The organism is Loktanella sp. M215 (genome assembly GCF_021735925.1).
Taxonomy (GTDB): Bacteria; Pseudomonadota; Alphaproteobacteria; order Rhodobacterales; family Rhodobacteraceae; genus Loktanella.
In genome coordinates, this window is the sequence record NZ_WMEA01000001.1 from 2,616,115 (window position 1) to 2,638,331 (window position 22,217).

The 22,217-nt window shown below is 65.9% G+C and carries 21 protein-coding genes and 1 tRNA gene; 10 read left to right on the forward strand and 12 right to left on the reverse strand.

Annotated features, from left to right (window positions below):
- The first annotated feature begins 2 nt into the window (after window positions 1–2).
- The gene (gene pgi, locus GLR48_RS12845) at window positions 3–1,601 is read left to right on the forward strand and encodes a glucose-6-phosphate isomerase (RefSeq protein ID WP_237062033.1); all 1,599 of its coding nucleotides are present in this window, start codon (window positions 3–5) and stop codon (window positions 1,599–1,601) included.
- A gap of 13 nt (window positions 1,602–1,614) precedes the next feature.
- On the opposite strand, the gene GLR48_RS12850 is transcribed toward pgi, so the two are convergent.
- The 4 genes from GLR48_RS12850 to GLR48_RS12865 all read right to left on the reverse strand — a co-directional run bounded on the left by GLR48_RS12850 (window position 1,615) and on the right by GLR48_RS12865 (window position 3,224).
- Window positions 1,615–2,085 (reverse strand): acyl-CoA thioesterase, encoded by a 471-nt coding sequence (locus tag GLR48_RS12850; RefSeq protein ID WP_237062034.1) that lies wholly within the window; start codon window positions 2,083–2,085, stop codon window positions 1,615–1,617.
- A complete protein-coding gene (locus tag GLR48_RS12855) occupies window positions 2,085–2,429 on the reverse strand; it encodes a RidA family protein (RefSeq protein ID WP_237062035.1) in 345 nt (114 codons plus the stop codon). Before GLR48_RS12855 ends, GLR48_RS12850 begins: the two co-directional genes overlap by 1 nt.
- 29 nt (window positions 2,430–2,458) lie before the next feature.
- Window positions 2,459–2,532, reverse strand: a tRNA-Gly gene (locus tag GLR48_RS12860).
- Window positions 2,533–2,654: 122 nt separating this feature from the next.
- Window positions 2,655–3,224, reverse strand: coding sequence for a YcbK family protein (locus GLR48_RS12865; protein WP_237062036.1), 570 nt, complete (start codon window positions 3,222–3,224; stop codon window positions 2,655–2,657).
- 325 nt (window positions 3,225–3,549) lie between these two features.
- Here GLR48_RS12865 and GLR48_RS12870 point away from each other — a divergent pair, with 325 nt between their 5' ends.
- The 4 genes from GLR48_RS12870 to GLR48_RS12885 are packed head-to-tail and all read left to right on the forward strand — an operon-like array spanning window position 3,550 to window position 7,813.
- The gene (locus GLR48_RS12870) at window positions 3,550–5,175 is read left to right on the forward strand and encodes a L,D-transpeptidase family protein (RefSeq protein WP_442915792.1); all 1,626 of its coding nucleotides are present in this window, start codon (window positions 3,550–3,552) and stop codon (window positions 5,173–5,175) included.
- Window positions 5,176–5,213: 38 nt separating this feature from the next.
- Window positions 5,214–6,308: a UDP-3-O-(3-hydroxymyristoyl)glucosamine N-acyltransferase gene (locus GLR48_RS12875; RefSeq protein ID WP_237062038.1), complete on the forward strand. Its 1,095-nt coding sequence runs from the start codon at window positions 5,214–5,216 to the stop codon at window positions 6,306–6,308.
- A 33-nt stretch (window positions 6,309–6,341) separates the two neighbouring features.
- A complete protein-coding gene (locus GLR48_RS12880; RefSeq protein ID WP_237062040.1) occupies window positions 6,342–6,599 on the forward strand; it encodes an acyl carrier protein in 258 nt (85 codons plus the stop codon).
- 5 nt (window positions 6,600–6,604) lie between these two features.
- Window positions 6,605–7,813 carry a beta-ketoacyl-[acyl-carrier-protein] synthase family protein gene (locus GLR48_RS12885; protein WP_237062042.1) on the forward strand — a complete coding sequence of 403 codons (1,209 nt, stop codon included), beginning with the start codon at window positions 6,605–6,607 and terminating at the stop codon, window positions 7,811–7,813.
- 72 nt (window positions 7,814–7,885) lie between these two features.
- Here GLR48_RS12885 and GLR48_RS12890 read toward each other — a convergent pair whose 3' ends face one another.
- Entirely contained in the window at window positions 7,886–8,614 is a 729-nt protein-coding gene (locus GLR48_RS12890; RefSeq protein ID WP_237062045.1) for an invasion associated locus B family protein, read from the reverse strand.
- A 477-nt stretch (window positions 8,615–9,091) separates the two neighbouring features.
- Between GLR48_RS12890 and GLR48_RS12895 the strand changes: the two genes are divergently transcribed.
- A complete protein-coding gene (locus tag GLR48_RS12895; RefSeq protein WP_237062047.1) occupies window positions 9,092–10,636 on the forward strand; it encodes a helicase HerA-like domain-containing protein in 1,545 nt (514 codons plus the stop codon).
- 182 nt (window positions 10,637–10,818) lie between these two features.
- Here GLR48_RS12895 and ggt read toward each other — a convergent pair whose 3' ends face one another.
- From ggt to GLR48_RS12920, 5 genes are all read right to left on the reverse strand, one after another.
- A complete protein-coding gene (ggt, locus tag GLR48_RS12900) occupies window positions 10,819–12,609 on the reverse strand; it encodes a gamma-glutamyltransferase (protein WP_237062049.1) in 1,791 nt (596 codons plus the stop codon).
- Between the two features lie 80 nt (window positions 12,610–12,689).
- Window positions 12,690–13,997 carry an HlyC/CorC family transporter gene (locus tag GLR48_RS12905; protein ID WP_237062050.1) on the reverse strand — a complete coding sequence of 436 codons (1,308 nt, stop codon included), beginning with the start codon at window positions 13,995–13,997 and terminating at the stop codon, window positions 12,690–12,692.
- Between the two features lie 85 nt (window positions 13,998–14,082).
- Entirely contained in the window at window positions 14,083–15,030 is a 948-nt protein-coding gene (locus GLR48_RS12910; protein ID WP_237062051.1) for a site-specific tyrosine recombinase XerD, read from the reverse strand.
- Window positions 15,027–16,574 carry a hypothetical protein gene (locus GLR48_RS12915; RefSeq protein ID WP_237062052.1) on the reverse strand — a complete coding sequence of 516 codons (1,548 nt, stop codon included), beginning with the start codon at window positions 16,572–16,574 and terminating at the stop codon, window positions 15,027–15,029. Before GLR48_RS12915 ends, GLR48_RS12910 begins: the two co-directional genes overlap by 4 nt.
- Window positions 16,575–16,576: 2 nt before the next feature.
- Window positions 16,577–16,729: a hypothetical protein gene (locus GLR48_RS12920; protein ID WP_237062053.1), complete on the reverse strand. Its 153-nt coding sequence runs from the start codon at window positions 16,727–16,729 to the stop codon at window positions 16,577–16,579.
- 159 nt (window positions 16,730–16,888) lie between these two features.
- Here GLR48_RS12920 and GLR48_RS12925 point away from each other — a divergent pair, with 159 nt between their 5' ends.
- Together GLR48_RS12925 and aroB are read left to right on the forward strand one after the other, a co-directional pair.
- Entirely contained in the window at window positions 16,889–17,461 is a 573-nt protein-coding gene (locus tag GLR48_RS12925; protein WP_237062054.1) for a shikimate kinase, read from the forward strand.
- Complete coding sequence (aroB, locus tag GLR48_RS12930; RefSeq protein WP_237062056.1) at window positions 17,458–18,561, forward strand: 3-dehydroquinate synthase; 1,104 nt, start codon at window positions 17,458–17,460, stop codon at window positions 18,559–18,561. The genes GLR48_RS12925 and aroB overlap by 4 nt, the downstream gene beginning before the upstream one ends.
- Before the next feature lie 39 nt (window positions 18,562–18,600).
- Here aroB and ssb read toward each other — a convergent pair whose 3' ends face one another.
- A complete protein-coding gene (gene ssb / locus GLR48_RS12935; protein WP_237062058.1) occupies window positions 18,601–19,140 on the reverse strand; it encodes a single-stranded DNA-binding protein in 540 nt (179 codons plus the stop codon).
- A 133-nt stretch (window positions 19,141–19,273) separates the two neighbouring features.
- On the opposite strand from ssb, the gene GLR48_RS12940 reads away from it, so the two are divergent.
- Complete coding sequence (locus GLR48_RS12940; protein ID WP_442915794.1) at window positions 19,274–19,861, forward strand: lytic transglycosylase domain-containing protein; 588 nt, start codon at window positions 19,274–19,276, stop codon at window positions 19,859–19,861.
- On the opposite strand, the gene GLR48_RS12945 is transcribed toward GLR48_RS12940, so the two are convergent.
- Complete coding sequence (locus GLR48_RS12945; protein ID WP_237062059.1) at window positions 19,858–20,703, reverse strand: DUF1206 domain-containing protein; 846 nt, start codon at window positions 20,701–20,703, stop codon at window positions 19,858–19,860. The two genes, GLR48_RS12940 and GLR48_RS12945, sit on opposite strands and share 4 nt — an antisense overlap.
- A gap of 152 nt (window positions 20,704–20,855) precedes the next feature.
- Here GLR48_RS12945 and GLR48_RS12950 point away from each other — a divergent pair, with 152 nt between their 5' ends.
- Window positions 20,856–22,154, forward strand: a complete 1,299-nt coding sequence (locus tag GLR48_RS12950) for a DUF2254 domain-containing protein (RefSeq protein ID WP_237062060.1) — start codon at window positions 20,856–20,858, stop codon at window positions 22,152–22,154.
- Window positions 22,155–22,217: the final 63 nt, after the last annotated feature.

Sequence of the window (22,217 nt, forward strand, 5' to 3'; positions counted from 1 at the left end):
TCATGTTCGCAGACCTGAAACAGCATTACGAAGCGCGCAAGGATCGTCGGATCGCGGCGACCCTTGATGCGGACCGGGCGCGTGACTTTGCCGCCCAGACGGGCGATCTGCGGCTGGACTATGCCAAGACGCAGATCGACGACACGGCGCGGGACATGCTGATCGGCCTGCTGGACCAGACCGGTGTGGCGGACAAGCGCGAGGCGATGTTCACCGGCCAGCCCATCAACGACACCGAGGGCCGCGCGGTCCTGCACACGGCGCTGCGCAACCTCGATGGGGGTGCGGTCATGGTCGACGGGCAGGACGTGATGCCGGATGTGCTTGCGACCCTCGACCGCATGTCGGATTTCGCCACTGCCGTGCGCGACGGCAGCTATACGGGGCAGGGCGGTGCGATCACCGATGTCGTCAACATCGGCATCGGCGGGTCCGACCTTGGCCCCAAGATGGGCACGCTGGCGCTCGCGCCCTACCACGACGGCCCGCGCTGCCATTTCGTCAGCAACGTCGATCCGGCGGATATCGCGCAGACGCTGCGCGGGCTTGACCCTGCAACGACGCTGGTGATCGTCGCCTCCAAAACCTTTACCACGATCGAGACGATGACCAACGCCCGCACTGCCAAGGCGTGGATGGGCGAAAGCGTCAGCGACGTCGGCGCGCAGTTTGCCGCCCTGTCCACCGCCGCCGACAAGACGGCGGATTTCGGCATCGACGCATCCCGCGTCTTCGGGTTCGCGGATTGGGTCGGCGGCCGCTATTCCATGTGGGGACCGATCGGTCTGTCCATGATGATCGCCATTGGCCCCGACGCCTTCCGCGCGTTCCTGCGCGGCGGTCAGGCGATGGACCGGCATTTCCGCAGCGCCCCTTGGGGCGAAAACCTGCCCGCCCTGCTGGCCATGGTCGGGTTGTGGCACAATCAGGTCTGCGGTCACGCCACCCGCGCCGTGCTGCCCTACGACAACAACCTGTCGCGTCTGCCCGCCTACCTGCAACAGCTGGAGATGGAGAGTAACGGCAAGGGCGTCAGCATGGACGGTATCGCGCTGCCCTTCAACTCCGGCCCCGTCGTCTGGGGAGAGCCGGGGACCAACGGCCAGCACGCCTTCTATCAGCTGATCCATCAGGGCACGCGGGTCATCCCTTGCGAATTCCTCGTCGCCGCCCGCGGCCACGAGGATGCGCTGCACCACCAGCATCAGTTGCTGGTCGCCAACTGCCTGGCACAGTCAGAGGCGCTGATGATGGGCCGCACCTTGGAAGAAGCGCGCGCCAAGGTGGCCGACACATTCGATGGCGCAGAGCTGGACCGACAGGCGGCGCACCGGGTGTTCCCCGGCAACCGCCCCTCGGTCACGCTGACCTATCCGCAGCTGACGCCAGAGATGTTGGGGATGCTGGTTGCGCTTTACGAACACCGCGTGTTCGTCGAAGGCGCCGTGCTGGGCATCAACTCCTACGATCAATGGGGGGTAGAGCTGGGCAAGGAACTGGCGACGTCGCTGCAGCCGGTGGTCGAGGGCGACAAGCCCGCCACTGACAAGGACGGATCGACGGCGGCGCTGGTGGGGTTCCTGCAAAAGCACGGACTGTAATCAGCCCGTGCGGTCAGCTTTGTGACGCCCCGTCCCGGTCGATGAACATCTGGCGGATGTGATCCGGTATCGCGCGTTTGGTGTTGTCGTCGTTCAGCATCACGATCACCGCGTAGCTGCTGGTGGTCATCCGCCCGTCGACCCAGACTGCGTATTCCATCGTGAAGCTGGTGTTCCCCAGCTTCGTCGTCCGGCCGGTCAGGATATAGGTATCCGTCAGCCTGATCTCGCGGATGTAGTCCAGACCGATGCTGCGCAGCACGACCTTGGGCCGCTTGCCATCCACGCTCCAGATGTCGCGGTCTGCGAAATAAAGGATCCGCAGGTTTTCGAACCACTTCAGATAGACGGCATTGTTGACATGTTGCAACGCGTCGATCTCGCCAAAGCGGACCTTGTCGGCCATGCCAAAGGACCACGGCTCTGGTATGCCCGCGGCCCTCAGGTCGGCCGCGTGCAGGGGTGTCAGGTAGGGGGCCGTCATCAGACGACGGCGGTCACGATGATCTCGACCTTGTAGTCGGGCGTGGCAAGCTTGGCTTCACCGGTCCAGCGGGCAGGGGCGTTGCCCTTGCTGACCCAACCGTCCCAGACGGCGTTCATCGCGGCAAAGTCGGCCATGTCCGCGACCCAGACCTGTGCGGTCAGGATCTTCGACTTGTCGGTGCCGGCCAGGGCCAGCAGGCGGTCGATCTGCGCCAGCACTGCGGTCGTCTGCGCGGTGGCATCCTCACCGGGTTTGCCGACCTGACCGGCCAGATAGGCGATACCGTTGTGCACGACAGCCTGAGACATCCGGTCACCGGATTCGATACGTTGAATTGTCATGGGATATTCCTGCGCGGCAGAGGGAAGAGTGGAGCGGGTAACGGGAATCGAACCCGTAACTGAAGCTTGGGAAGCTTTCGTGATACCTTTTCACCATACCCGCCTGCGACCGGCCCGAAGACCGTGCGATTGCTTTACACCGCTGCGGGGCCTGCCGCAAGCGGAGCGGGACATGAAAAAAGCGCCCGCAGGCGCTTTGTTTCCGGATTATCGGGACGGGTCCGTTCAGCCACGCCAGCTGCGGACATCGCCGCAATCCATATGCACGAAGTTCGAACCGGAGTAGGTGCCGACACCGCCCGCGTGGCAGGCCGCGGCCGCCTTGGCCATCTGGCCCACACTGCGGTTCGACAGCCGCAGATCGGCAGCCTGACCGCGCATGTGCAGCGAATTGCGCGCCACGCCCGAGGAGTTCTGCCGCAGCATCGCGTTCGTTTCCGGGCTGCGGTAGCCGGACAGCAACATGTAGGGTTCCGATGTGTCCATCAGGCGGTGCGAGGCGGCCATGATGTCGACGGTGCGGCTGTCCATGTTGACGACCTTGCCGTTGCGCCAGTCACGCATGAAGGCGTTGATCTCGCGCAGCGCCTCGCCGATGTATTCGCCTTCGATCCAGTAGATCGTATCCAGACGTTCGCCCGTCCGGCCTGAGTACATGCTGATGCGGCGAATGTCGCCGCCGCCGCGCAGAAAGCCTGCGGCTTTGGAATAGGTGGGGGCGGTTGCCAGGGCCGTTGCCGCGAACGCACCCAATAGGCCACGCCTGGAGAATCCAGTTGAACGCTGATCTGTCATGGTAGTGCCTGTCCCGTCTGTCGTGTTTTGCGCGTATTGCCCGCGCTTTTCATCTTTTCCCCAGATGTGAGGAGTTTATTGCACAGGGTCACAAATGCGCCAACCCCGGAACCGGATCGGTTCCATGCTGCGAACAAAATCGGCAAGAATCTGCGCATTTCACGATAATGGGGCGGCGGCGCGGCGCATTGTAGGCAGGCGTGCAACAGGCCGCCCTAAACCGTCGGACGCGGCCATTGTGAATGGACAGCACCCGTTGCAGCCCTGAATAAACGGTCTGACGCCCGCGATGTGGGCCCTATTTGCCTTCTCAGGGGAAAAGACCGTGACGCTCGCCAACCTGCCTCGATCCTTTGCCCACCCGGTGCGCGCCATTGCGCTTATCGTGACCCTTGCCGTGCTGATTTTGACCTTGCCGGGCGGCGCGCAGGCGCAAGTGACCGCTTTTCGGCAGGCCGTGGCCGAATCGGCCGCGCGCGATACGAACCTCGCGACCTTCTACCGGGGCCGCGATTTCGAAGGGATCTGGACCGGCGGCGACTCTGCCGCCGCGGGCCGCCGCAACGCCCTGTTGACGGCGCTGGCCGACGCGGGCGCGCACGGACTGCCGGTCGCGCGCTACAACCCCGACCAGTTGATGGCGCAACTGCGCGCTGCCGCCACCCCGGCCCAGCAAGGCGCGGCAGAGGTCGCGATGTCGCAGGCCTTCCTGCACTACGCCCGCGATGTGCAGACCGGCATCCTGACCCCGTCCAAGGTCGTGCCGCTGATCGTGCGCGAGGTGCCGCTTCGGTCCCCCCTCGGCACCCTGCAGGCCTTCATCCAGTCGAACCCGGCGGCCTTCCTGCGGTCGCTGCCGCCCAGCAGCCCCGAATACGCCCGCCTGATGCGGGAAAAGCTGCGGATGGAAGGTCTTTTGGCGCAAGGCGGCTATGGCCCGACCGTGCAGGCCAGCAGCCTTGCCCCCGGTGCCAGCGGGCAGGCGGTTGTCGATCTGCGCAACCGGCTGATCCTGATGGGCTTCCTCGACCGGACCGCGACGCAGACCTATGACGCCAGCATTCAGGCGGCGGTCCAGCGGTTCCAGCAGTCGATGGGTCTGTCCGTGGACGGCAGTGCCGGTGGTGAGACGATGAAGGAAATCAACGTCCCCCTCGACCGGCGGATGCAGTCCGTCATCGTCGCGATGGAACGCGAGCGCTGGATGAACCGTCCACGGGGCCAGCGACACATCTGGGTCAACCTGACCGACTTTACCGCCGCCATCGTCGACAATGACCGCGTCACCTTCTCGACCCGCTCTGTCATCGGCGCGACCGAAAGCGACCGCCAAAGCCCAGAGTTCTCCGACGTCATGGAATACATGGTCATCAACCCCAGCTGGTATGTCCCCCGGTCCATCGTGGTGAACGAATACCTGCCGCAGCTTCAAAGCAATTCCGGTGCGGTCAGCCATCTTGATGTCACCGACCGCAGCGGCAACGTGATCCCGCGCGGGTCGGTGAATGCGTCGAAATACACCGCCAAGACCTTCCCCTATTCGATGCGGCAGGGGCCGAGCGAGCGCAATGCGCTGGGTCTGGTGAAGTTCCTGTTTCCCAACAAGTACAACATCTACCTGCACGACACGCCGTCCAAGAACCTGTTCAGCCGGGAAAGCCGCGCGTTCAGCCACGGCTGCATCCGCCTGAACGACCCCTTCGATTTCGCCTACGCCCTGCTGGCCCGGCAGGAGTCGGATCCCAAGGCGGTGTTTCAGGCGCGTCTGAACTCCGGTTCCGAAAGCCGGATCACTTTGAAGGAGCCCGTGCCGGTCCATATCGTCTACCGCACGGCTTTCACGAACGTGACCGGGCAGTTGCAGTTCCGCCGCGACATCTATGGCCGCGACGCGGCGATCTGGAATGCGCTGGCGCGCGAAGGGGTAGCGGTGCGCGCCCTTCAGGGTTAGATCAGGGCCAGACGCAAATCGACCGCGAGGCAGGCCCTATGACACTGACAGTCGCAGATATCGCAAAGGCCCTCGGGACGACGGCCTTCGGCGACACCACACTGACCGTGAACCGCCCGGCAGAGCCCGGCGACGCCCGTGCGGACGATCTCGCACTGGCGATGTCACCGGCCTATGCCGACGCATTGAGCGCGAGCAAGGCACGGGCGGCGATCGTCTGGGACGGTGCCGACTGGCAGGCGCTGGGGCTGCAGGCCGCGATCACCGTGCCGCGCGCGCGGCTGGCCATGGCGGCGCTGACGCAGACCTTCGACCCGGCCCCGGCGCCGACCGGCATCCACCCGACCGCGATCATCCCCGACAGTTGCACCGTGGGGGCCAATCCCAGCATCGGCCCCTTCGTCGTTCTGGCCGAGGGCGTGACCTTGGGTGACCGCTGTCGCCTCGACGCGCACGTCAGCATCGGCCCCGGCAGCACGCTGGGCGACGACTGCTGGCTGAACGCCGGGTCGCGCGTGGGCCGCAACTGCCACTTCGGCCACCGCGTCATCCTGCAGCCCAACGCAGTCGTGGGCGCGGACGGCTTCTCCTACGTCACGCGCGACCTGTCGAACGAGGAACGCGCCTATCAGTCGATGGGCCGCGAGCCTCTGACACCGCCCGCGGACGGCAAACGCCACCGCATCCACAGCCTCGGCGGCGTGATTTTTGGCGACGACGTGGAACTGGGTGCGAACTCCTGCGTCGATGCGGGCACCATTCGCGCGACGCGGGTCGGGCGTGGCACCAAGATCGACAACAACGTCATGGTCGGCCACAACTGCATCATCGGCGAGGATTGCATCCTGTGCGGTCAGGCCGCGATGGCCGGATCCGGCGTTCTGGGCGACCGGGTCGTGATGGGCGGGCGCGCCGCGACCAAGGATCATATCACGGTGGGCAACGACGTCGTGATGGCCGCGGCATCCGGGCTTTATGTCAACGTCAAGGACGGCAGCTTCATCATGGGGCTGCCCGCGATGGAATTACCCGCCTACCGCGCGCGGGAAAAAGGGCTGCGGCGGTTGCCACAGATGCTCAAGGATATCGCCGCGTTGCAGAAACGGGTTCCCAAAGACGACGCCAGCGACTAGATCGCAGGCACCGGTAAGACAGGACCAGCGACTATGACTGTTCAGGACAAGATCATCGCCATCCTTGCGGATCAGGCCCTGCTGGACGTGTCCGACGTGACACTGGACGACACCCTGGAAAGCCTCGGGATCGACAGCATGGGTCTGGTCGAGACGATCTTCGCCATCGAGGAAGCCTTCGACATCACGGTGCCGTTCAATGCCAACGCCCCGGCTGAAAGCGGTTTCGACGTGACCTCGGTCCGCGCCATCGTCGCCGCGGTCGAAAGCCTCGTGAAAGAGCGGGTCTAGGCGCCATGCGCCGCGTGGTCATCACCGGGGCCGGCACGATCAATCCACTGGGTCACGACGTGCCCACGACACTGGCCGCGCTGCGGGCGGGCCATTGCGCGATCGGACCGCTCGATATTCCCGACGTGGACCGGTTGATGATCAAGATCGGCGCGCAGGTCCGCGGCTATGACGAGGCCGCGCATTTCTCGCGTCAGGATCTGACGCTCTTCGACCGCTTCACCCAGTTCGCGCTGCTCTCCGCCCGTCAGGCGCTCGCGCAAGCCGGCCTCAAGTTCGAAGGACAGGCCGCCGACCGGGCCGGCGTAATCCTCGGAACCTCCGGCGGCGGGTTGACGACGCAGGACGACAATTACCGCGCCGTCTTCGAGGGCGGCAAGAACCGCGTCCACCCCTTCATCGTGCCGCGCCTGATGAACAACGCAGCTGTCAGCCAGGTCTCGATCGCGCACAATCTGCGGGGGCCTGCCTTCACCGTCTCGACCGCCTGTGCCTCGTCGAACCACGCGATGGGGCAGGCGCTGGCGATGATCCGGTCCGGGCTGGCCGACGTCATGCTGACCGGCGGGTCAGAGGCGATGCTGTGTTTCGGTGGCATCAAGGCGTGGGAGGGGCTGCGCGTCATGTCCCGCGACGGTTGCCGCCCGTTCTCGGCAGACCGCAACGGCATGGTGCAGGGCGAGGGCGGGGCCGTCTTCGTGTTCGAGGCGCGTGACCACGCCATCGCCCGTGGCGCCGACATCCTGTGCGAGGTCGCCGGGTTCGCCATGTCATCGGATGCCGCCGACATCGTCACACCCTCTGCCGATGGGGCCGCCCGCGCGATGCGCGGTGCGCTGGCCGACGGCGGCATCGGGATCGACGAGGTCGGCTACATCAACGCCCACGGCACCGGGACCACCGTCAACGACCGGACCGAGACGGCGGCGATCCATGCCGTCTTTGGCGAACACGCGCCGCATCTGGCCGTATCCTCGACCAAGGCGATGCACGGTCATCTGATCGGTGGCACCGGTGCGGTGGAACTGCTGGCCTGCATCATGGCACTGCGCGACGGGATCGTGGCGCCCACCATCGGGCTGACCGCGCCCGATCCGGACTGCGATCTGGACTATGTGCCCAGCAGCGCGCGAGACATGCGGATCGACGTCGCCCTGTCGAACGCCTTTGCCTTCGGCGGGTTGAATGCCGTGATCGCGCTACGCCGCGCCTGACACCATGTCTGAGGCAAAAGGGCCACACCGGCGATCATCGCTGGCGTGGCCCTTGTCTTGGATCGACCGACCTTACTGGGCGGCGAGGCTGTCGTAACCGGCGGTGAAGCCGTTCAGCGACAGGTTCAGCACGACTTCCTGATCCGGTGCCGCAGCGGGAACCATGCGGATCGTGGCCGCCGCACCGCGCTTGAGCTGCGTGATCTCGGCGGGGGTGAATCCCACGCGCGCAACGCAGCCGGCCGCGTTGCAGAAGGTGAACGGATAGACCTTCGGCTCGCCGTTATCGATCTTCAGCTGCAGCTGTGCTGTCAGCAGCGTTTCCAGCGGCACTACGATGGTCGCACCCGCAGCCGCCTGGCTGCCAGACGGCAGCGGGAAGGTGCTGAATTCAGCCACGGCATTGTCGTCCTTGTCCATAAGCAACTGATACAGCTGGCAGGGATCGACCTGACCCTCCTCGGCCTTCAGGCAGCGTTGCGACCAGTCGCCGAACGTGGCCTTGATGAACGGCTGACCCACGCTCGGGGCGGCATTGGCCGCGCCAGCGGCTGCGGCGTCGGCCGGTGCGGCCGTGGTCTGATCCGGTGCAGGCGTGGCGGCCGGCGCATCCGTGGCCGGTGCATCGGTGGCCGGCACGGCTGCAGCCGGTGCGTCGGTCGTCGCAGGCGCGTCAGGCGCAGGGGCATCGGTTGCGGGGGTGTCGGCGGCCGGGGTGTCGGTCGACTGTGCCATCACGGCAAAAGGGGCGGTGGTCAGCAGCAGGCCGACCAGAAGGGGTTTCACGGCAATGCGCATCATGTGTCTCTCCGGGCTCATGGGTCTTGGCCGCGATCTAGCATGCGGCGACTGCACTGTCAGGGGCAAAATGCCGTGATGGGGGCAGGGCGGCGGAACACACCGCACCGGCGTCTGGTCACGAAGGCCGCGCCGTCCCGGCGATCACATAGAAAAAGGGCCCCCGAAAGGACCCTTTTCCGATTGCTCCCTGTCGGACTTTGCCGACGAATTGGGCAGACGCTAGGCGATGGCAGACCGCGCGTCAACATCGAATGACGCCTTGCAACCTTGACGTTAATGCCCCCGGCGCGGCACGCGTGGGGGGCTGTTTCGCCCGCAAAAAATGGCCGCGCCCAAGGGACGCGGCCAGGTCGGGAGGGAAAACGAGAGAAGGTCGCCCAGCGCCCCCGGGGGACATTGGAAACACCGGGCTCCTTTGTTCTGGCACAGATAGGTTAACGATGTATTTTGATCCCGACGGAAACCGCAGGAGCGATCATGACGGACAGCATCTTCATCGGCGGCGGTGGCACGGACTATGGCGCTGCACAGGTCCTGCTACTGGACAAGGCCAACCGGCACGGGCTGATCGCGGGGGCCACAGGGACCGGCAAGACCGTGACGCTCCAGATCCTCGCCGAAGGGTTTTCGGCCGCGGGCGTGCCGGTGTTCCTGTCCGACGTGAAGGGCGATCTGTCTGGTCTCGCCGCCAGCGGATCACCCGATGCCAAGCTGCACGACGCCTTCATGTCCCGCGCCGCGACCATCGGCCTTGATCTGCAATACAAAGCCTTTCCGGTCACCTTCTGGGATCTGCTGGGCAAGCAGGGCCACCCGATCCGCGCCACCGTGGCCGAGATGGGGCCGCTTTTGCTGTCGCGCCTTCTGGACCTGACCGACGTGCAGGAAGGTGTGATGAACGTGGCCTTCCGCGTGGCCGACGAGGAAGGCCTGCCGCTGCTGGACCTCAAGGATCTGCAGGCGCTGCTGGTCTGGGTCGGGCAGAACGCCAAGGACCTGTCGCTGCGCTATGGCAATGTCGCCACCAACTCCGTCGGCGCGATCCAACGACAGTTGCTGGTGCTGGAAAATCAGGGCGGCAACGCGCTGTTTGGCGAACCGGCGCTGGAACTGGCGGACATGATGACACTGGCCCCCGACGGGCGGGGCCAGATCAACATTTTGGCCGCCGACCAGTTGATGGGCAGCCCGAAGCTTTATTCCACCTTCCTGCTGTGGATGCTGTCAGAACTTTTCGAGGTGCTGCCAGAGGTCGGCAACCCGGACAAGCCCAAGCTCGTGTTCTTTTTCGACGAGGCGCACCTGCTGTTCGACGGCGCGCCAAAGGTGCTGGTCGACAAGGTCGAACAGGTTGCCCGCCTGATCCGGTCCAAGGGGGTCGGCGTCTATTTCATCACCCAGAACCCGGCGGACGTGCCCGACGACGTGCTGGGGCAACTCGGCAACCGGGTGCAGCACGCCCTGCGTGCCTTTACCGCCCGCGACCGGCAGGACCTGAAAAAAGCGTCAGAGACCTATCGCGACAACCCCGCCTTCGACACGTCAGAGGCGATCCAGCAGGTCGGCACCGGCGAGGCGCTGACCTCAATGCTGGACGCCAAGGGCGCACCCCTGATGGTGGAACGGACCTTGATCCGCCCGCCTTCGTCGAAACTGGGCCCCATCGACCTGCCCGTGCGGGCGGTGCTGATGGCCAATTCCCCGATGGCCGGAAAATACGACACCGCCATCGACCGCGAGAGTGCCTTCGAGATGCTGGCCAAGCGCGCCGATGCGGCGGCGGCAGAGGCGGCAAAGGCCGAGGCGGCGGAAGTGGAGGCGGAGGCGCAGGAGCGCGAATTCAAGCAGGCCCGCCGCTATGACGCGCCGCAGACCGGCCGGTCAACCGCGCGCCACCGCAGTAGCGCGCAGGATCAGGGATTCGGCGGGGCTGTCGCACAGGTCGTCATCAAGGAATTGAAGGGCACGACGGGGCGCCGCATCGTCCGCGGGATATTGGGCGGACTTTTCCGGGGACGATAGGTTGCGGTCGACTTGGGGGCGCGGACGGAGGGATCTGAGTTTATCTGGTCAGATGAATGCGGACGCCGTGCGCCGAAGCGGACGATTGCGCGGGTGGCCGGAGGCGGTCTTTGAGTATTTGGAAAAAAGCGAGGACGGGAGGGCGGTCTGTGTGACCGCCCTCGTCGTGAACGTCCCGGTGCTTACTGACCCAGCGCAATCCCTTCGCGGCGGGGGTCTGCGCCGCCGGTCAGGGTGACTGCGTCGATCACGATGGCCTGCAGGCCGGAGTTCAGATCGCCGACCTTCACCTTGAACCCCAGGTCGGTCAGGGGCTGTTCCAAGTCAGCAATGGGCGTGCCGGCCTCGACATCCATGGTGCCGAAACGGTTCAGGATGTGCGGCATTGCCACCGCCTGCTGCGCATCCATACCCCAGTCGAGGTGGGCGATGATCGCCTGGGCGACGTAGCCGATGATCTGGCTGCCGCCGGGACTGCCCACGACCATGACCGGCTTGCCGTCTTGCATGACAATGGTCGGGGCCATGGACGACCGCGGGCGTTTGCCCGGTTCGATCCGGTTGGCGATGGGATAGCCCGCGTCGTCATGCGTGGCGAAACTGAAATCCGTCAGTTCATTGTTCAGCAGGAAGCCCCGCACGAAAAGGCGGCTGCCGAAGCCGTTCTCGATCGTCGTCGTCATCGACAGGGCGTTGCCGAAGCTGTCCACGATCGAAATGTGCGAAGTCGAGGGGAATTCGATCGCCGTGTCGTCGCCAAGCAGCATGGCGTGGTCCCAGTCTGGCAGGCCCGGTGACACTTCGGGCAGGGCATCGTCGCCTTTCAGCAGAGCGGCGCGTTCCGCGAGGTAGGGCGCGGCGGTCAGGCCCGCGGTGGGCATGGGCACGAAATCGCTGTCGGCCATGTAGCGGCCCCGGTCGGCGAAGGCGAGGCGCGAGGTGTCGCCGATCAGCCGCCAGCTTTCGGGGTTGTCAGGACCGAGGGCCGCCAGATCGAAATTGTCGAGCGTGCCGAGGATCTGTCCCACCGTCAGCGCGCCCGAGGAGGGCGGGCCCATGCCGCAGACCTCTGCCGCGCGGTAGGTGACGCAAACGGGGTCACGCTGTTTCACGCGGTAAAGTGCCAGGTCGTCCATTGCGAGGTAACCGGGATTGCCCGCTGCCGTGCGCACGGTCGCGACGATGTCCTGCGCGATGGGTCCGGCATAGAAGGCGGCGGTGCCGTCTGCCGCGATCTGGCGCAGGGTGTCGGCGTAGGCGGGGTTCGTCAGCGTCGCACCCGCAGCGAGCGGTGTGCCACCCGGCAGGAAATAGGCGGCGGTTGCGGGAAAGCGGGACAGGCGTTCGGCGTCGTCAGCGATGGCACCGGCCATGCGGTCCGACACGGCGAACCCGTCTGACGCCAGCCGGATCGCATCGTCGAAGAGGTCGGACCAGTTGGCGCGGCCCCAGCGGCGATGCGCGTCTTCCATCAATCTGGGGGTGCCGGGGGTGCCGACGGAGAGCCCGCCGACGACGGCATCGAAGAAGTCCAGCGGTGTGCCGTCGTCTTTGAGGAAGGCTTTCGGCGTCACCGCCAGCGGCGCGGTCTCGCGTCCGTCCAGCGTGGTCACTGCGCCGCTGGCGGCATCGTACCAGACAAGGAATGCGCCACCGCCCAGCCCTGACGACTGCGGTTCCACCAGCCCCAGCACCGCCTGCGTCGCGACCATGGCATCCGCCGCGGTGCCGCCGGCGGCCAGCACGTCGGCACCCGCCTGAACGGCCAGCGGGTTGGCCGCGGCGATCATCCAGTCCTGCGCGATCACGGGCTTGCCCGCCGCCTTGGTCCCGAGGGATGCGCGTGCGGCGTCCGACAACCCGGCAAAGCTGTCACCGGCGCCAGCCGCCTCTGGTGCGATCGCATCGGCGGCCTGTTGGGCCGCCAGCGGTGTGGCACAAAGGGCGAGGGCGATCAGCGAAAGGCGGTGCATGGCGTGTCCTTCTGGCAGGCTGGGATGCCGCCAGCATGAAGGACCAGCCTCAAAGCGCAACCTTCAATTGCACGCGAGGCTCAGAGTGGCCGGATCTTGAGCGTGGCGAGGCGGTTCTCGTCCTTTTCCATCACCTCGAACCGGAAGCCGTGGAAGGAAAAGACCTGCCCCTCGACCGGGATGATCTGCGCTTCGTGGATCACGAGGCCCGCCACGGTATTGGCTTCGTCATCGGGCAGGGTCCAGTCGTGGGCGCGGTTCACGTCGCGGATCGTCATGGACCCGTCAATCAGATAGGCACCGTCCTCGGTCTGGGTGACGACATAGTCGTCTTCCTCGTCGAACTCGTCGGCAATCTCGCCCACGATTTCCTCGATGATGTCTTCCAGCGTCAACAGACCCTGCAGGGCCCCATATTCGTCCACCACCAGCGCGAAATGCGTCTTGCGCTTCAGGAACTGGCGCATCTGGTCGTCCAGCGTCGTGGTTTCGGGAATGAAGTAGGGCGGCATCGCCACGTCCATGATGTCGACGCGCGTCATGCGGTCGGCCCCGTCGGCGGTGGCATTGTGGGTCGCGCGCAAAAGATCCTTGGCGTGGATCACGCCCACGATGTTTTCCGGATCGTCGCGATAAAGCGGCAGGCGCGTGTGTGCGGATTCCAGGCACTGGCGCAGGATGTCGGCGGCAGGCTGGTCTGCGTCCACCATCTCGATCCCAGAGCGGTGCAGCATGACCTCTTCGACCGTGCGTTCCGCCAGATCGAGCGCGCCGAGGATGCGGTCGCGGTCCTCTTTTTCGACGACGCCTTCGGAATGGCCCAGTTGCAAGGCACCCGCAATCTCCTCGCGCACGGCGAGGATGTGGCTGTCGGGATCGGTGCGCACGCCGAAGACGTAAAGCACGCCGCGCACGAAATAGCGCACCGCGCTGACCAGCGGCGAGAACAGCAGGATCACGATCTTGATGGGCCTTGCCACCAGCGAGGCGGTGCTTTCAGGGTTGGTGATGGCATAGGTCTTGGGCAGCACCTCGGCAAAGATCAGGACCAGCAGGGTCATCACGATCGTGGCCAGTGCCACGCCGTTGGGCCCGAAGGTCTTGGTCAGCAGCGCCGTCGCCAGCGAGGTCGCGAGGATGTTCACGACGTTGTTGCCCAACAGAACCGATCCGATCAGCCGCTCGCTGTCTTCGGTCACATCAAGCGCTGTCTGCGCACCCGAACTGCCCCGGTCGGCCGCCGCCCGCAGCTTGCCGCGAGAGGCAGCGGTCAGCGCGGTTTCAGAGCCGGAGAAGAAGCCCGACATCACCAGCAGCACCATGATACCGCCCGCCGTCAGCCAGAATGAGGCGTCGAATAGGGAAGCACCGGTCGTCGAGGGGTCCATGATCAGCTTTCAGAGTTGGTTTGGTTGGTTATGGGGTGCGATGCGGATCGCTTCAAGAGGGGGGCCGGTGTGACGCCACGCGGGGTCAGGACACCCCGGGTTTGCGGGCCAGCGGGTGGTGCGTCATCACCAGTTCGGTCAGCGCCTCGTCCAGCACGTGGGTATAGATCTCGGTCGTGGCGACATCGGCGTGACCCAGCATGATCTGGATCGCCCGCAGATCGGCGCCACCGGCCAGCAGATGGGTCGCAAAGGCGTGGCGCATCGTGTGGGGTGTCACGTCGTCTGGCGGCACGCCGGCGGCGGTGGCAAGTTCCTTGATCAGGAAAAAGAACCGCTGGCGCGTCATGTGGCCGGTCTTGCCGCGCGTCGGAAAGAGGTATTTCGACACCGGCTTGCCGTCGGCCCTGCGCTGGTCCTGCTGCGCGTCCCAGTCCGCCAGCCAGGCGGTGACGGCGGCGCGGGCAGGGGGCGACAGCGGCACGAGGCGTTCCTTGCCACCCTTGCCGCGCACCAGCAGCATGCGCGGATCGCCGCGCGCGGCGCTGACGGGCAGGGACACCAGTTCCGTCACGCGCATGCCGGTGGCGTACAGCAGTTCCATCAGGCAGGTATTCTTGACCGCATCGACGGTGCAGTCGCGGGCGGCCTGCAACAGGCGCGCGACCTCGTCGATGGTCAGCGTCTTGGGCAGGGATTTCGACTTGCCCGGCCCCTTGATGCGGATCGCGGGATTGTCCGGGCGCCAGCCTTCCTCGAAGGCAAAGCGGTACAGCTGGCGGATCGACGACAGGCGTCGCGCGCGGGTGGCGCGCGCCAGCCCCTGTGCGTCGCAGTCGATCAGATAGCCTTCGACATCATCCTGTGTCGCGGTGGCAAAGTGCAGGCCCCGGTCCGCCAGCCATGTGGCCACGTCGTTCAGGTCGCGGGCATAGGCCAGCTGCGTGTTGCGGGCGGCGTCCAGCTCGGCAGCCTGTGCGGCGACGAAGGTCTGGATCCAGCGCGCCATGCCATCGGGGCCGCCGGCCGTCATGTGGCGCGGTCCAGCAGCAGCAGTTGCAGCGTCGCCCGCCGCGCCGTGTCGTCCAGACCCGCGCGGCGCAGCACCAGCAGGGCGTCTGTCACCGACCGGGCATCCCCCGCGACGCCCGCGTCAAAGACCGGCAGGACGCGCAACAGCGCCTCGCCCAGCTTCTTGTCCTTCAGCAGGTCGACAAAAACCTCTGGCGGGATTTTCTGGGCAAAGCCCGCGACGATCGCCTCGTCCATCGCGGTCTGGGGCATCATATCCGTAAAGTCCCCGGTCGCCACGGCCTTCAGCATCGGGTCCAGCGTCGTGGCGCGGGCCGCGACACCGGCATAATCATCCGATAGCAGGCCAAGCGTGGTGGCGATGGCGGCGGCCGGGCCGGTCAGGTCAAGCCGCGCAAGGGGTGCTGCATAAAGGCTGGCAAAAGCCACCTCGGCCCGGATCGACTGCATCGCCGCCCAGGCGTCAGGCAGGGTCTGCGCCACGGCATCCGGGTCAGCCGCGTTCACGGCGGCATTCAGGCGCTGAAACGCATCGACGCGGTCCCAGACACCACCGGATGCCGCAGGTGTCACCCGTGACATGACCTGTGCGAGGTTCTGCGCCGACAGCGCGCCGTGCAGCGACAGACGCTCTGCCGCGTCCAGCCGCGCCTTTTCGCCCACCGTGTCGCGCAGGTCGGCATTGGCAAAGGCCAGCGGCAGCGGCCCCGTCGACATGCCCTCGCCGATCGCCTCGCGCATCCGAAAGATCAGCGGGCTCAATCGTTCCGGCGGCGGTAAAGGGGCGGCGGGATCGACCAGGTCCGCATCAAGGAACCGCGACAGCAGGGCGTCGTCCTCCTCGGACACGTCGCCCAACGCGCGGTGCGTGTTCAGCGTCAGCGCCGCGGCCATCCAGTCGCCGCCGCGTGCAAGGCAGAAGATCCGCGCAGGATAGGTCGGTGCCAGACCGGGGGCGGAGCGCATGGTGTCGCAGGGCGCATCCTCCGACCCGGTCAGCAACGCGATGTCGAACCAGCGGCGAAAAAGGTCGGGATCCGTCGGATCGGCAGCGCGGGTCAGCGCCAGCGCCTCGGTCAGGTTGCCGAGGTCCAGAAGCTTGTCGATGCGCGCCAGCAGCAGGGCGTGACCCCGGCCTGCCGGCGCCTCGGCCTGCGCCAGCAGAAGCGTCAGCAGCAGGTCATGCAGTGCAGGCAGGCCCGGTTCGCCGACCGCCTGGATCAGGGTGGTCAGCGTCGCCGTGTCGCTGGCGGACCACAGGGTCGGCGGCAGCCCGGTCAGGGACTGGGGCAGGGTGCCGATGGCCACGGTCGTCACGTCGTCCAGCGGGGTCACGGTGATCTGCGGCGTGCCGGCGCCCGTTGCGACGGGCGCTTCCGGCAGACGGGGCCGGGAGACGGCCCTCGGTGCTGTCACCGGCTCCTCGACCGAACGCGACAGCCAGTCGATCGCCGACAGGGGCCGGTTGTTTGGCCCCAGAGTCGATTGTGCCGCGACCGGGGTCGCGAAGGCGAATGCAAGAACGGGCAGCCAGCGCCGCACCACCGCTATTCCGTGCCCAACTTGACGGGTTGGGTGACCGCATGGGTGGGCGGCGCGAAATCGCCGGGAAAGAACAACGGCCCGGCATAGGCGTAGGCGATCAGTGCCAGCGCCGCCAGAACCGCCAGAAAAAAGAGTGCCTTGATCAGTCGCCACATGAATTCGCGTCCCGTCTTGTGCCTGTCGCCCGGTCAACCGCCGGATCTGCCGTGTTTATATATGGCCTTTTCGGCAAGATCACGCCATTCAGGGTGACAATTCGAAACTCGGCGGCGCGCGGCCTGTGCCGGGCTGAAAATCAGGGGACGGATGTGACGGTGACGACCACCGACCAGAGTCAGACGGGCCTTGCCCTGCGCCGTACGGTGGTGCTGGTGGGGATGATGGGATCGGGCAAGACCGCGATCGGTCGTGCCCTGTCGCAGCGTCTGGCCGTGCCCTTTCTGGACAGCGATGCCGAGATCGAGACCGCCGCAAATGCCTCTATCGCTGAAATTTTCGCCCGTGACGGCGAGCCGTTCTTCCGCCGCCGCGAATCAGAAGTGATATCCCGTCTGCTGACCGGCCCCCCCTGCATCCTGTCGACGGGGGGCGGCGCCTACCTTGCGCAAGGCAACCGCCACGCGATCCGGCAGCACGGCGTTGCGGTCTGGCTGAATGCGCCGCTCGACCTGCTCTGGGACAGGGTCCGTCACAAGGATTCCCGGCCCCTGCTGCGCACCGCCGATCCGCAGGCGACGCTGGCCCGCATCTTCGAGGATCGCACGCCGATCTATGCCAAGGCCGCCCTGCACCTCGACGTGCGGCACCGCGCTTCCATCGACGAGACGACGGATGACGTGATCGCCCTTCTGAAAACCCGCGAAGACATACTGGAAGACCTGACATGACACAGACCGTACCCGTCGCCCTGCCGGGGCGCGAATATGACGTGCTGATCGGGCCGGGTCTGCTGGCTGGGGCCGGTGCGCGCATCGCGGCCCTTGGCGGACGCCCGCACGTGGCGATCCTGACCGACGAGACGGTGGCAGACCTGCATCTGGCGGCCCTGCAGGACGCCCTGTCGCAGGCCGGCCTGACGAGCGCCGCCCTGGCCTTGCCGCCGGGTGAAGGCACCAAAAGTTGGTCGCAGCTCGAAGCTTGCTGCGATTTCCTGTTGGATCAAAAGGTCGAGCGTGGGGATGTCGTAATCGCCTTCGGAGGCGGCGTGATCGGCGATCTGGGCGGCTTTGCCGCCGCCATCCTGCGGCGCGGTGTGCGCTTCGTGCAGTTGCCGACGACCCTGCTGGCGCAGGTCGACAGCTCTGTGGGCGGCAAGACCGGCATCAATACGGGCCACGGCAAGAACCTGATCGGCGCCTTCCACCAGCCCAGCCTCGTGCTGGCGGACACCGACCTTCTGTCCACATTGCCTGCGCGCGATTTTCTGGCGGGCTACGGCGAGGTCGTGAAATACGGCCTGCTGGGCGATGCCGCGTTCTTCGACTGGCTGGAAGGTCACGCACCTTCCATGGCCGCGGGCGACATGGCCGCGCGCGTCCACGCCGTCACGCGGTCCGTGCAGATGAAGGCCGAAATCGTGGTCCGCGACGAGACCGAACAGGGCGACCGCGCGCTGCTGAACCTTGGCCATACCTTTTGCCACGCGCTGGAAAAGGCGACGGGCTTCGGCGACCGCCTGCTGCACGGCGAAGGTGTCGCCATCGGCTGCGCGCTGGCGTTCGAACTGTCGGCGCGCCTTGGGCTGTGCAGTCAGGAAGACCCCAGCCGCCTGCGCGCCCACCTGCGCGATATGGGGATGAAGGTCGACATCCGCGACATTCCCGGCGATCTGCCCGACGCCGACGCCCTTCTGACCCTGATGGGGCAGGACAAGAAGGTGATCGCGGGCAAGCTGCGTTTCGTGCTGGCGCGGGGCATCGGTCAGGCCTTCGTCACGTCCGACGTGCCCCGCGACGCGGTCCTGTCGGTGCTGCGCGACGCCGCCTGAGGCAATGCGAAAACGCCGCCCCAAAGGGCGGCGCATCCATCAGAACGGGATTTCGTCGTCCATGTCGCCGCGGCCACCGCCGCCACCCGATGACGAGCCGCCACCGGAGTTGCCGCCGCCGTAGCCGCCGCCCTGGTCGTAGCCGCCACCGCCACCGCCGCCGTAACCACCGCCTTGGTCGTAACCGCCACCGCCGCCCATGCCGCCACCACCGCCGCCGCCTTCACCGCGGCCGTCCAGCATCGTCAGGGTCGAGGTGAAGGGCCGCAGCACGACTTCGGTGCTATAGCGGTCCGCCCCGGACTGATCCTGCCACTTGCGGGTCTCAAGCTGACCCTCGATGTAAACTTTCGATCCCTTCTTCAGGTACTGCTCTGCCACCCGCGCCAGCGGCTCCGAGAAGATGGCGACCGAATGCCACTGGGTGCGTTCCTTGCGTTCGCCGGATTGCTTGTCCTTCCACGTCTCGGACGTGGCGATTCGCAGATTGCAGACCTTGCCGCCGTTCTGAAAGCTGCGGACCTCCGGATCGGCACCGAGGTTGCCGATCAGAATGACCTTGTTGACCGAACCTGCCATATCATTTTCCTTCGCGATTCTGCGTTTGCGCCAGTGTGGCAGATAAGCGCGCAGAGGTGAACCGATCAAGGGGTGGCGCGAAAGGCGTTTTCGCGTAAAGTATGCCCAAGAAAACGGGGACAGGGATGTTGATATGCGGATGATCGGTCTTGGACTGACGATCGTGCTTGGCCTGACGGGTCAGACACTCATGGCCGATACGGTCTCGACGTCGTCGCGCATGTCACTGTTCCAAAGCCAGCTGTCGGTGCTCGATAACCGCTCTGCCGCGCAATACAGCAACTCCGTCCGCCTCCAGCCGAAACGCGCCATCGTGCCCGTCGCGGCCCCCGCGACGCCAGCCTTCATCGGACGCTACAACGGCCCGTACCTTGCCCTCGCGCGCACTGCCGCCCGCAAGCATGGCGTGCCAGAGGATCTGTTCCTGCGCCTTGTGCAGCAGGAATCGGGCTGGAACGCGCGTGCCCGGTCCCACAAGGGTGCGATGGGGCTGGCTCAGCTGATGCCCGAAACGGCGCGTCGCCTTGGCGTCGATCCGACAGACCCGGTGCAGAACCTCGAAGGCGGGGCGCGCTATCTGAAGCTGCAATATGTCAAGTTCGGCAACTGGCCCCATGCGCTGGCGGCCTACAATGCTGGCCCGGGTGCAGTCGAGAAATACCGTGGCATTCCCCCCTACGCCGAGACGCGCAATTATGTCCGCGTGATCTGGGGCAACTAGGCGCCGTCCGCCATCTGCTTGACCTTGGTGGCCAGTGACATGACGTCGGGATCCTTCAGACGCGGGATGATGCGATAGACCGCGTTCACCGCCATGAAGAGGGCGAAAAGCGCCAGGCCGACGCACATCGCCGTCACCAGCACCTGACCGTAGATCTGCTGGCCCAGCCAGCCAAAGGCCTTGTCCAGACCGCCCGCCGCCTGCGGGTCGTGCTGCCAGGCCGCCAGCCCCATCAGACCGCCGATGATCAGCACGGACACGCCCTGTGCGGCGACACCCGCCTGCAGCAGCCTGTTCCAGTGCAGCGTGAAATGGTTGGCCTGCAGCTTCTGACGGTAACTTTGGGTCCAGGCCTTGTGCAGATAATACACACCGGCCCCCATCGTGATCACGGCCACGATGCCAAGGATGATCTCTCCGAACGGCCATGACATGAGTTTGGCCAGATAGAACGCGGTCTTGGACCCTTCGCCGCTGTCGGTGGAGCCAAAAATTAGCAGCAGCGCCAGTCCGCCAAGCGCGCCGTGGATCATCCCCGTGACGGCCTGACCGAGGCGGGCCAAGATGCCCTTGGCATCGCTGCCATGGTCCTCCAGATCGAAGGCCGCATCGACCAGCCGCCAGCCCATGTACGCAAAAAGCCCCAGCGCCACGACCCAGAGCGCGGTCAGACCGAAGGGCGACCGTTCGACCATCGACAGCGCCTCTGACGTGCCCTTCGCCTCTTCGCCGTGCCAGATCGCAAACAGCGAAATACCCGACACGATGGCATAGACCAGCGCGCGCCCGGCGTATCCCGTACGCATCACCGGCATCGCCCAGTTCAATTTGTCGTCCGCCATGAGATGATCCGCCTTTTGTGATGCACCCCAATGTTCTGCGGATCGGGAAGTTCCCGGCGGATGCACGATCTGGGCAATTGGGCCTGTCGTGCTATGTCCCGCAGGACGTGCCTGTCGCCAAGCTGGCCGCCTGTGAAAGAGACCCAGATCCTATGCTGTCATCCCTGCGCTACCGCCTGAAACGCCTGTTCACCCACATCTGGGTGCCGATCGGCGCCTATGCTGTCCTCGGTCTGGTGGCGGCGGTCGTGGCTGTCGGATTGCGCGGTTTCATCCCCGCGTCATGGGCCTTCAACATCGGGGCGGACGCCATCGACGGCCTGCTGAACATCCTCGCAAGCTCGATGCTGGCGGTGACGACCTTCTCGCTCTCGATCATGCTGGCGGCCTTTGCCGCCGCCTCCAGCACCGCGACGCCGCGGGCGTTCCAGTTGCTCAAGGCCGATCGCACGGCCCAGCAGGTGTTGGCCAGTTTCATCGGGGCGTTCATCTTTTCGCTGGTGGGGATCATCAGCCTCAAGATCGGGATCTACGGCGAGGGCGGGCGCGTCATCCTGTTCGCCGCTACGATCCTCGTGCTGATCCTGATCGTCTTCAATCTGGTGCGCTGGATCGGCCACCTGACCGACTTCGGCCGTCTCGGCGACACCATGGCGCGGGTCGAGGCGGCGGCGGCGGATGCCATGTCCCGCCGCCTCGATACGCCCTGGCTCGGCGCCAACCCGATGCACGGCGCCCATCCGCCGGCATCCGCCGTGCCGGTCAAGGCAGGCGTCGTCGGCCATATCCAGTTCATCAACCTCGACAACCTGAACGCGCTGGCGACAGAGGCGGAGTGCAACATCTATATTGCCGTCACACCCGGCACTTTCGTCTACCGGGGGTCGGATCTGGCCCATATCCTGAACGGGCCCGTGGGCGAGGACTTCGAGACGCTTCTGGACCAGATCAGTGGATGCTTCGACATCGGCATGAACCGCAGTTTCGATCAGGACCCGCGCTTTGGCATGATCACCCTGTCGGAAATCGCCAGCCGCGCCCTGTCGCCCGCCGTCAACGACCCCGGCACCGCCATCGACGTGATCCGCCGCATGACCCGCGTTCTGTCGCTGTGGCAGGACAAGTCAGAGGCCGACGTCATCTATCCCCGCCTGTTCGTCCACGGGTTGGACTCCGAGGACATGCTGCGCGATGCCTTCAGCGCGATGTCCCGCGACGGTGCGGCTCTGTATGAGATGCACATCGCGCTGCAAAGCGCGCTTCTGGCGCTGGTGCAGCTCGATCACCGCATCTTTGCGGCGGGCGCGCTTGGCGAATCCCGGCGTGCAATGATCTATGCGCGTGACGCCATGATCTATGGCTACGATGTGGAACGATTGCAGCGGATCGCTGACCGGATCGCGGACATGGTCGAGGTTCCGGCCGCGGACAGTCTGGTCACCCGCACCTGAGTGCGAGGGGCGGCCGCGGCGCCGGCCCGCGGCGAAGGACCGGGGCCAGCCCCGGACCCCGAA

What these genes read in the sequence shown, in the direction of transcription:
- pgi (WP_237062033.1), top strand. Translation starts at nt 3, where the DNA reads ATGTTCGCAGACCTGAAACAGCATTACGAAGCGCGCAAGGATCGTCGG.
- GLR48_RS12885 (WP_237062042.1), top strand. Translation starts at nt 6,605, where the DNA reads ATGCGCCGCGTGGTCATCACCGGGGCCGGCACGATCAATCCACTGGGT.
- GLR48_RS12940 (WP_442915794.1), top strand. Translation starts at nt 19,274, where the DNA reads ATGCGGATGATCGGTCTTGGACTGACGATCGTGCTTGGCCTGACGGGT.
- GLR48_RS12890 (WP_237062045.1), bottom strand. Translation starts at nt 8,614, where the DNA reads ATGATGCGCATTGCCGTGAAACCCCTTCTGGTCGGCCTGCTGCTGACC.
- GLR48_RS12895 (WP_237062047.1), top strand. Translation starts at nt 9,092, where the DNA reads ATGACGGACAGCATCTTCATCGGCGGCGGTGGCACGGACTATGGCGCT.
- GLR48_RS12850 (WP_237062034.1), bottom strand. Translation starts at nt 2,085, where the DNA reads ATGACGGCCCCCTACCTGACACCCCTGCACGCGGCCGACCTGAGGGCC.
- GLR48_RS12910 (WP_237062051.1), bottom strand. Translation starts at nt 15,030, where the DNA reads ATGACGGCCGGCGGCCCCGATGGCATGGCGCGCTGGATCCAGACCTTC.
- GLR48_RS12865 (WP_237062036.1), bottom strand. Translation starts at nt 3,224, where the DNA reads ATGACAGATCAGCGTTCAACTGGATTCTCCAGGCGTGGCCTATTGGGT.
- ggt (WP_237062049.1), bottom strand. Translation starts at nt 12,609, where the DNA reads ATGCACCGCCTTTCGCTGATCGCCCTCGCCCTTTGTGCCACACCGCTG.
- GLR48_RS12855 (WP_237062035.1), bottom strand. Translation starts at nt 2,429, where the DNA reads ATGACAATTCAACGTATCGAATCCGGTGACCGGATGTCTCAGGCTGTC.
- GLR48_RS12950 (WP_237062060.1), top strand. Translation starts at nt 20,856, where the DNA reads ATGCTGTCATCCCTGCGCTACCGCCTGAAACGCCTGTTCACCCACATC.
- GLR48_RS12880 (WP_237062040.1), top strand. Translation starts at nt 6,342, where the DNA reads ATGACTGTTCAGGACAAGATCATCGCCATCCTTGCGGATCAGGCCCTG.
- GLR48_RS12905 (WP_237062050.1), bottom strand. Translation starts at nt 13,997, where the DNA reads ATGGACCCCTCGACGACCGGTGCTTCCCTATTCGACGCCTCATTCTGG.
- GLR48_RS12875 (WP_237062038.1), top strand. Translation starts at nt 5,214, where the DNA reads ATGACACTGACAGTCGCAGATATCGCAAAGGCCCTCGGGACGACGGCC.
- ssb (WP_237062058.1), bottom strand. Translation starts at nt 19,140, where the DNA reads ATGGCAGGTTCGGTCAACAAGGTCATTCTGATCGGCAACCTCGGTGCC.
- GLR48_RS12920 (WP_237062053.1), bottom strand. Translation starts at nt 16,729, where the DNA reads ATGTGGCGACTGATCAAGGCACTCTTTTTTCTGGCGGTTCTGGCGGCG.
- GLR48_RS12945 (WP_237062059.1), bottom strand. Translation starts at nt 20,703, where the DNA reads ATGGCGGACGACAAATTGAACTGGGCGATGCCGGTGATGCGTACGGGA.
- aroB (WP_237062056.1), top strand. Translation starts at nt 17,458, where the DNA reads ATGACACAGACCGTACCCGTCGCCCTGCCGGGGCGCGAATATGACGTG.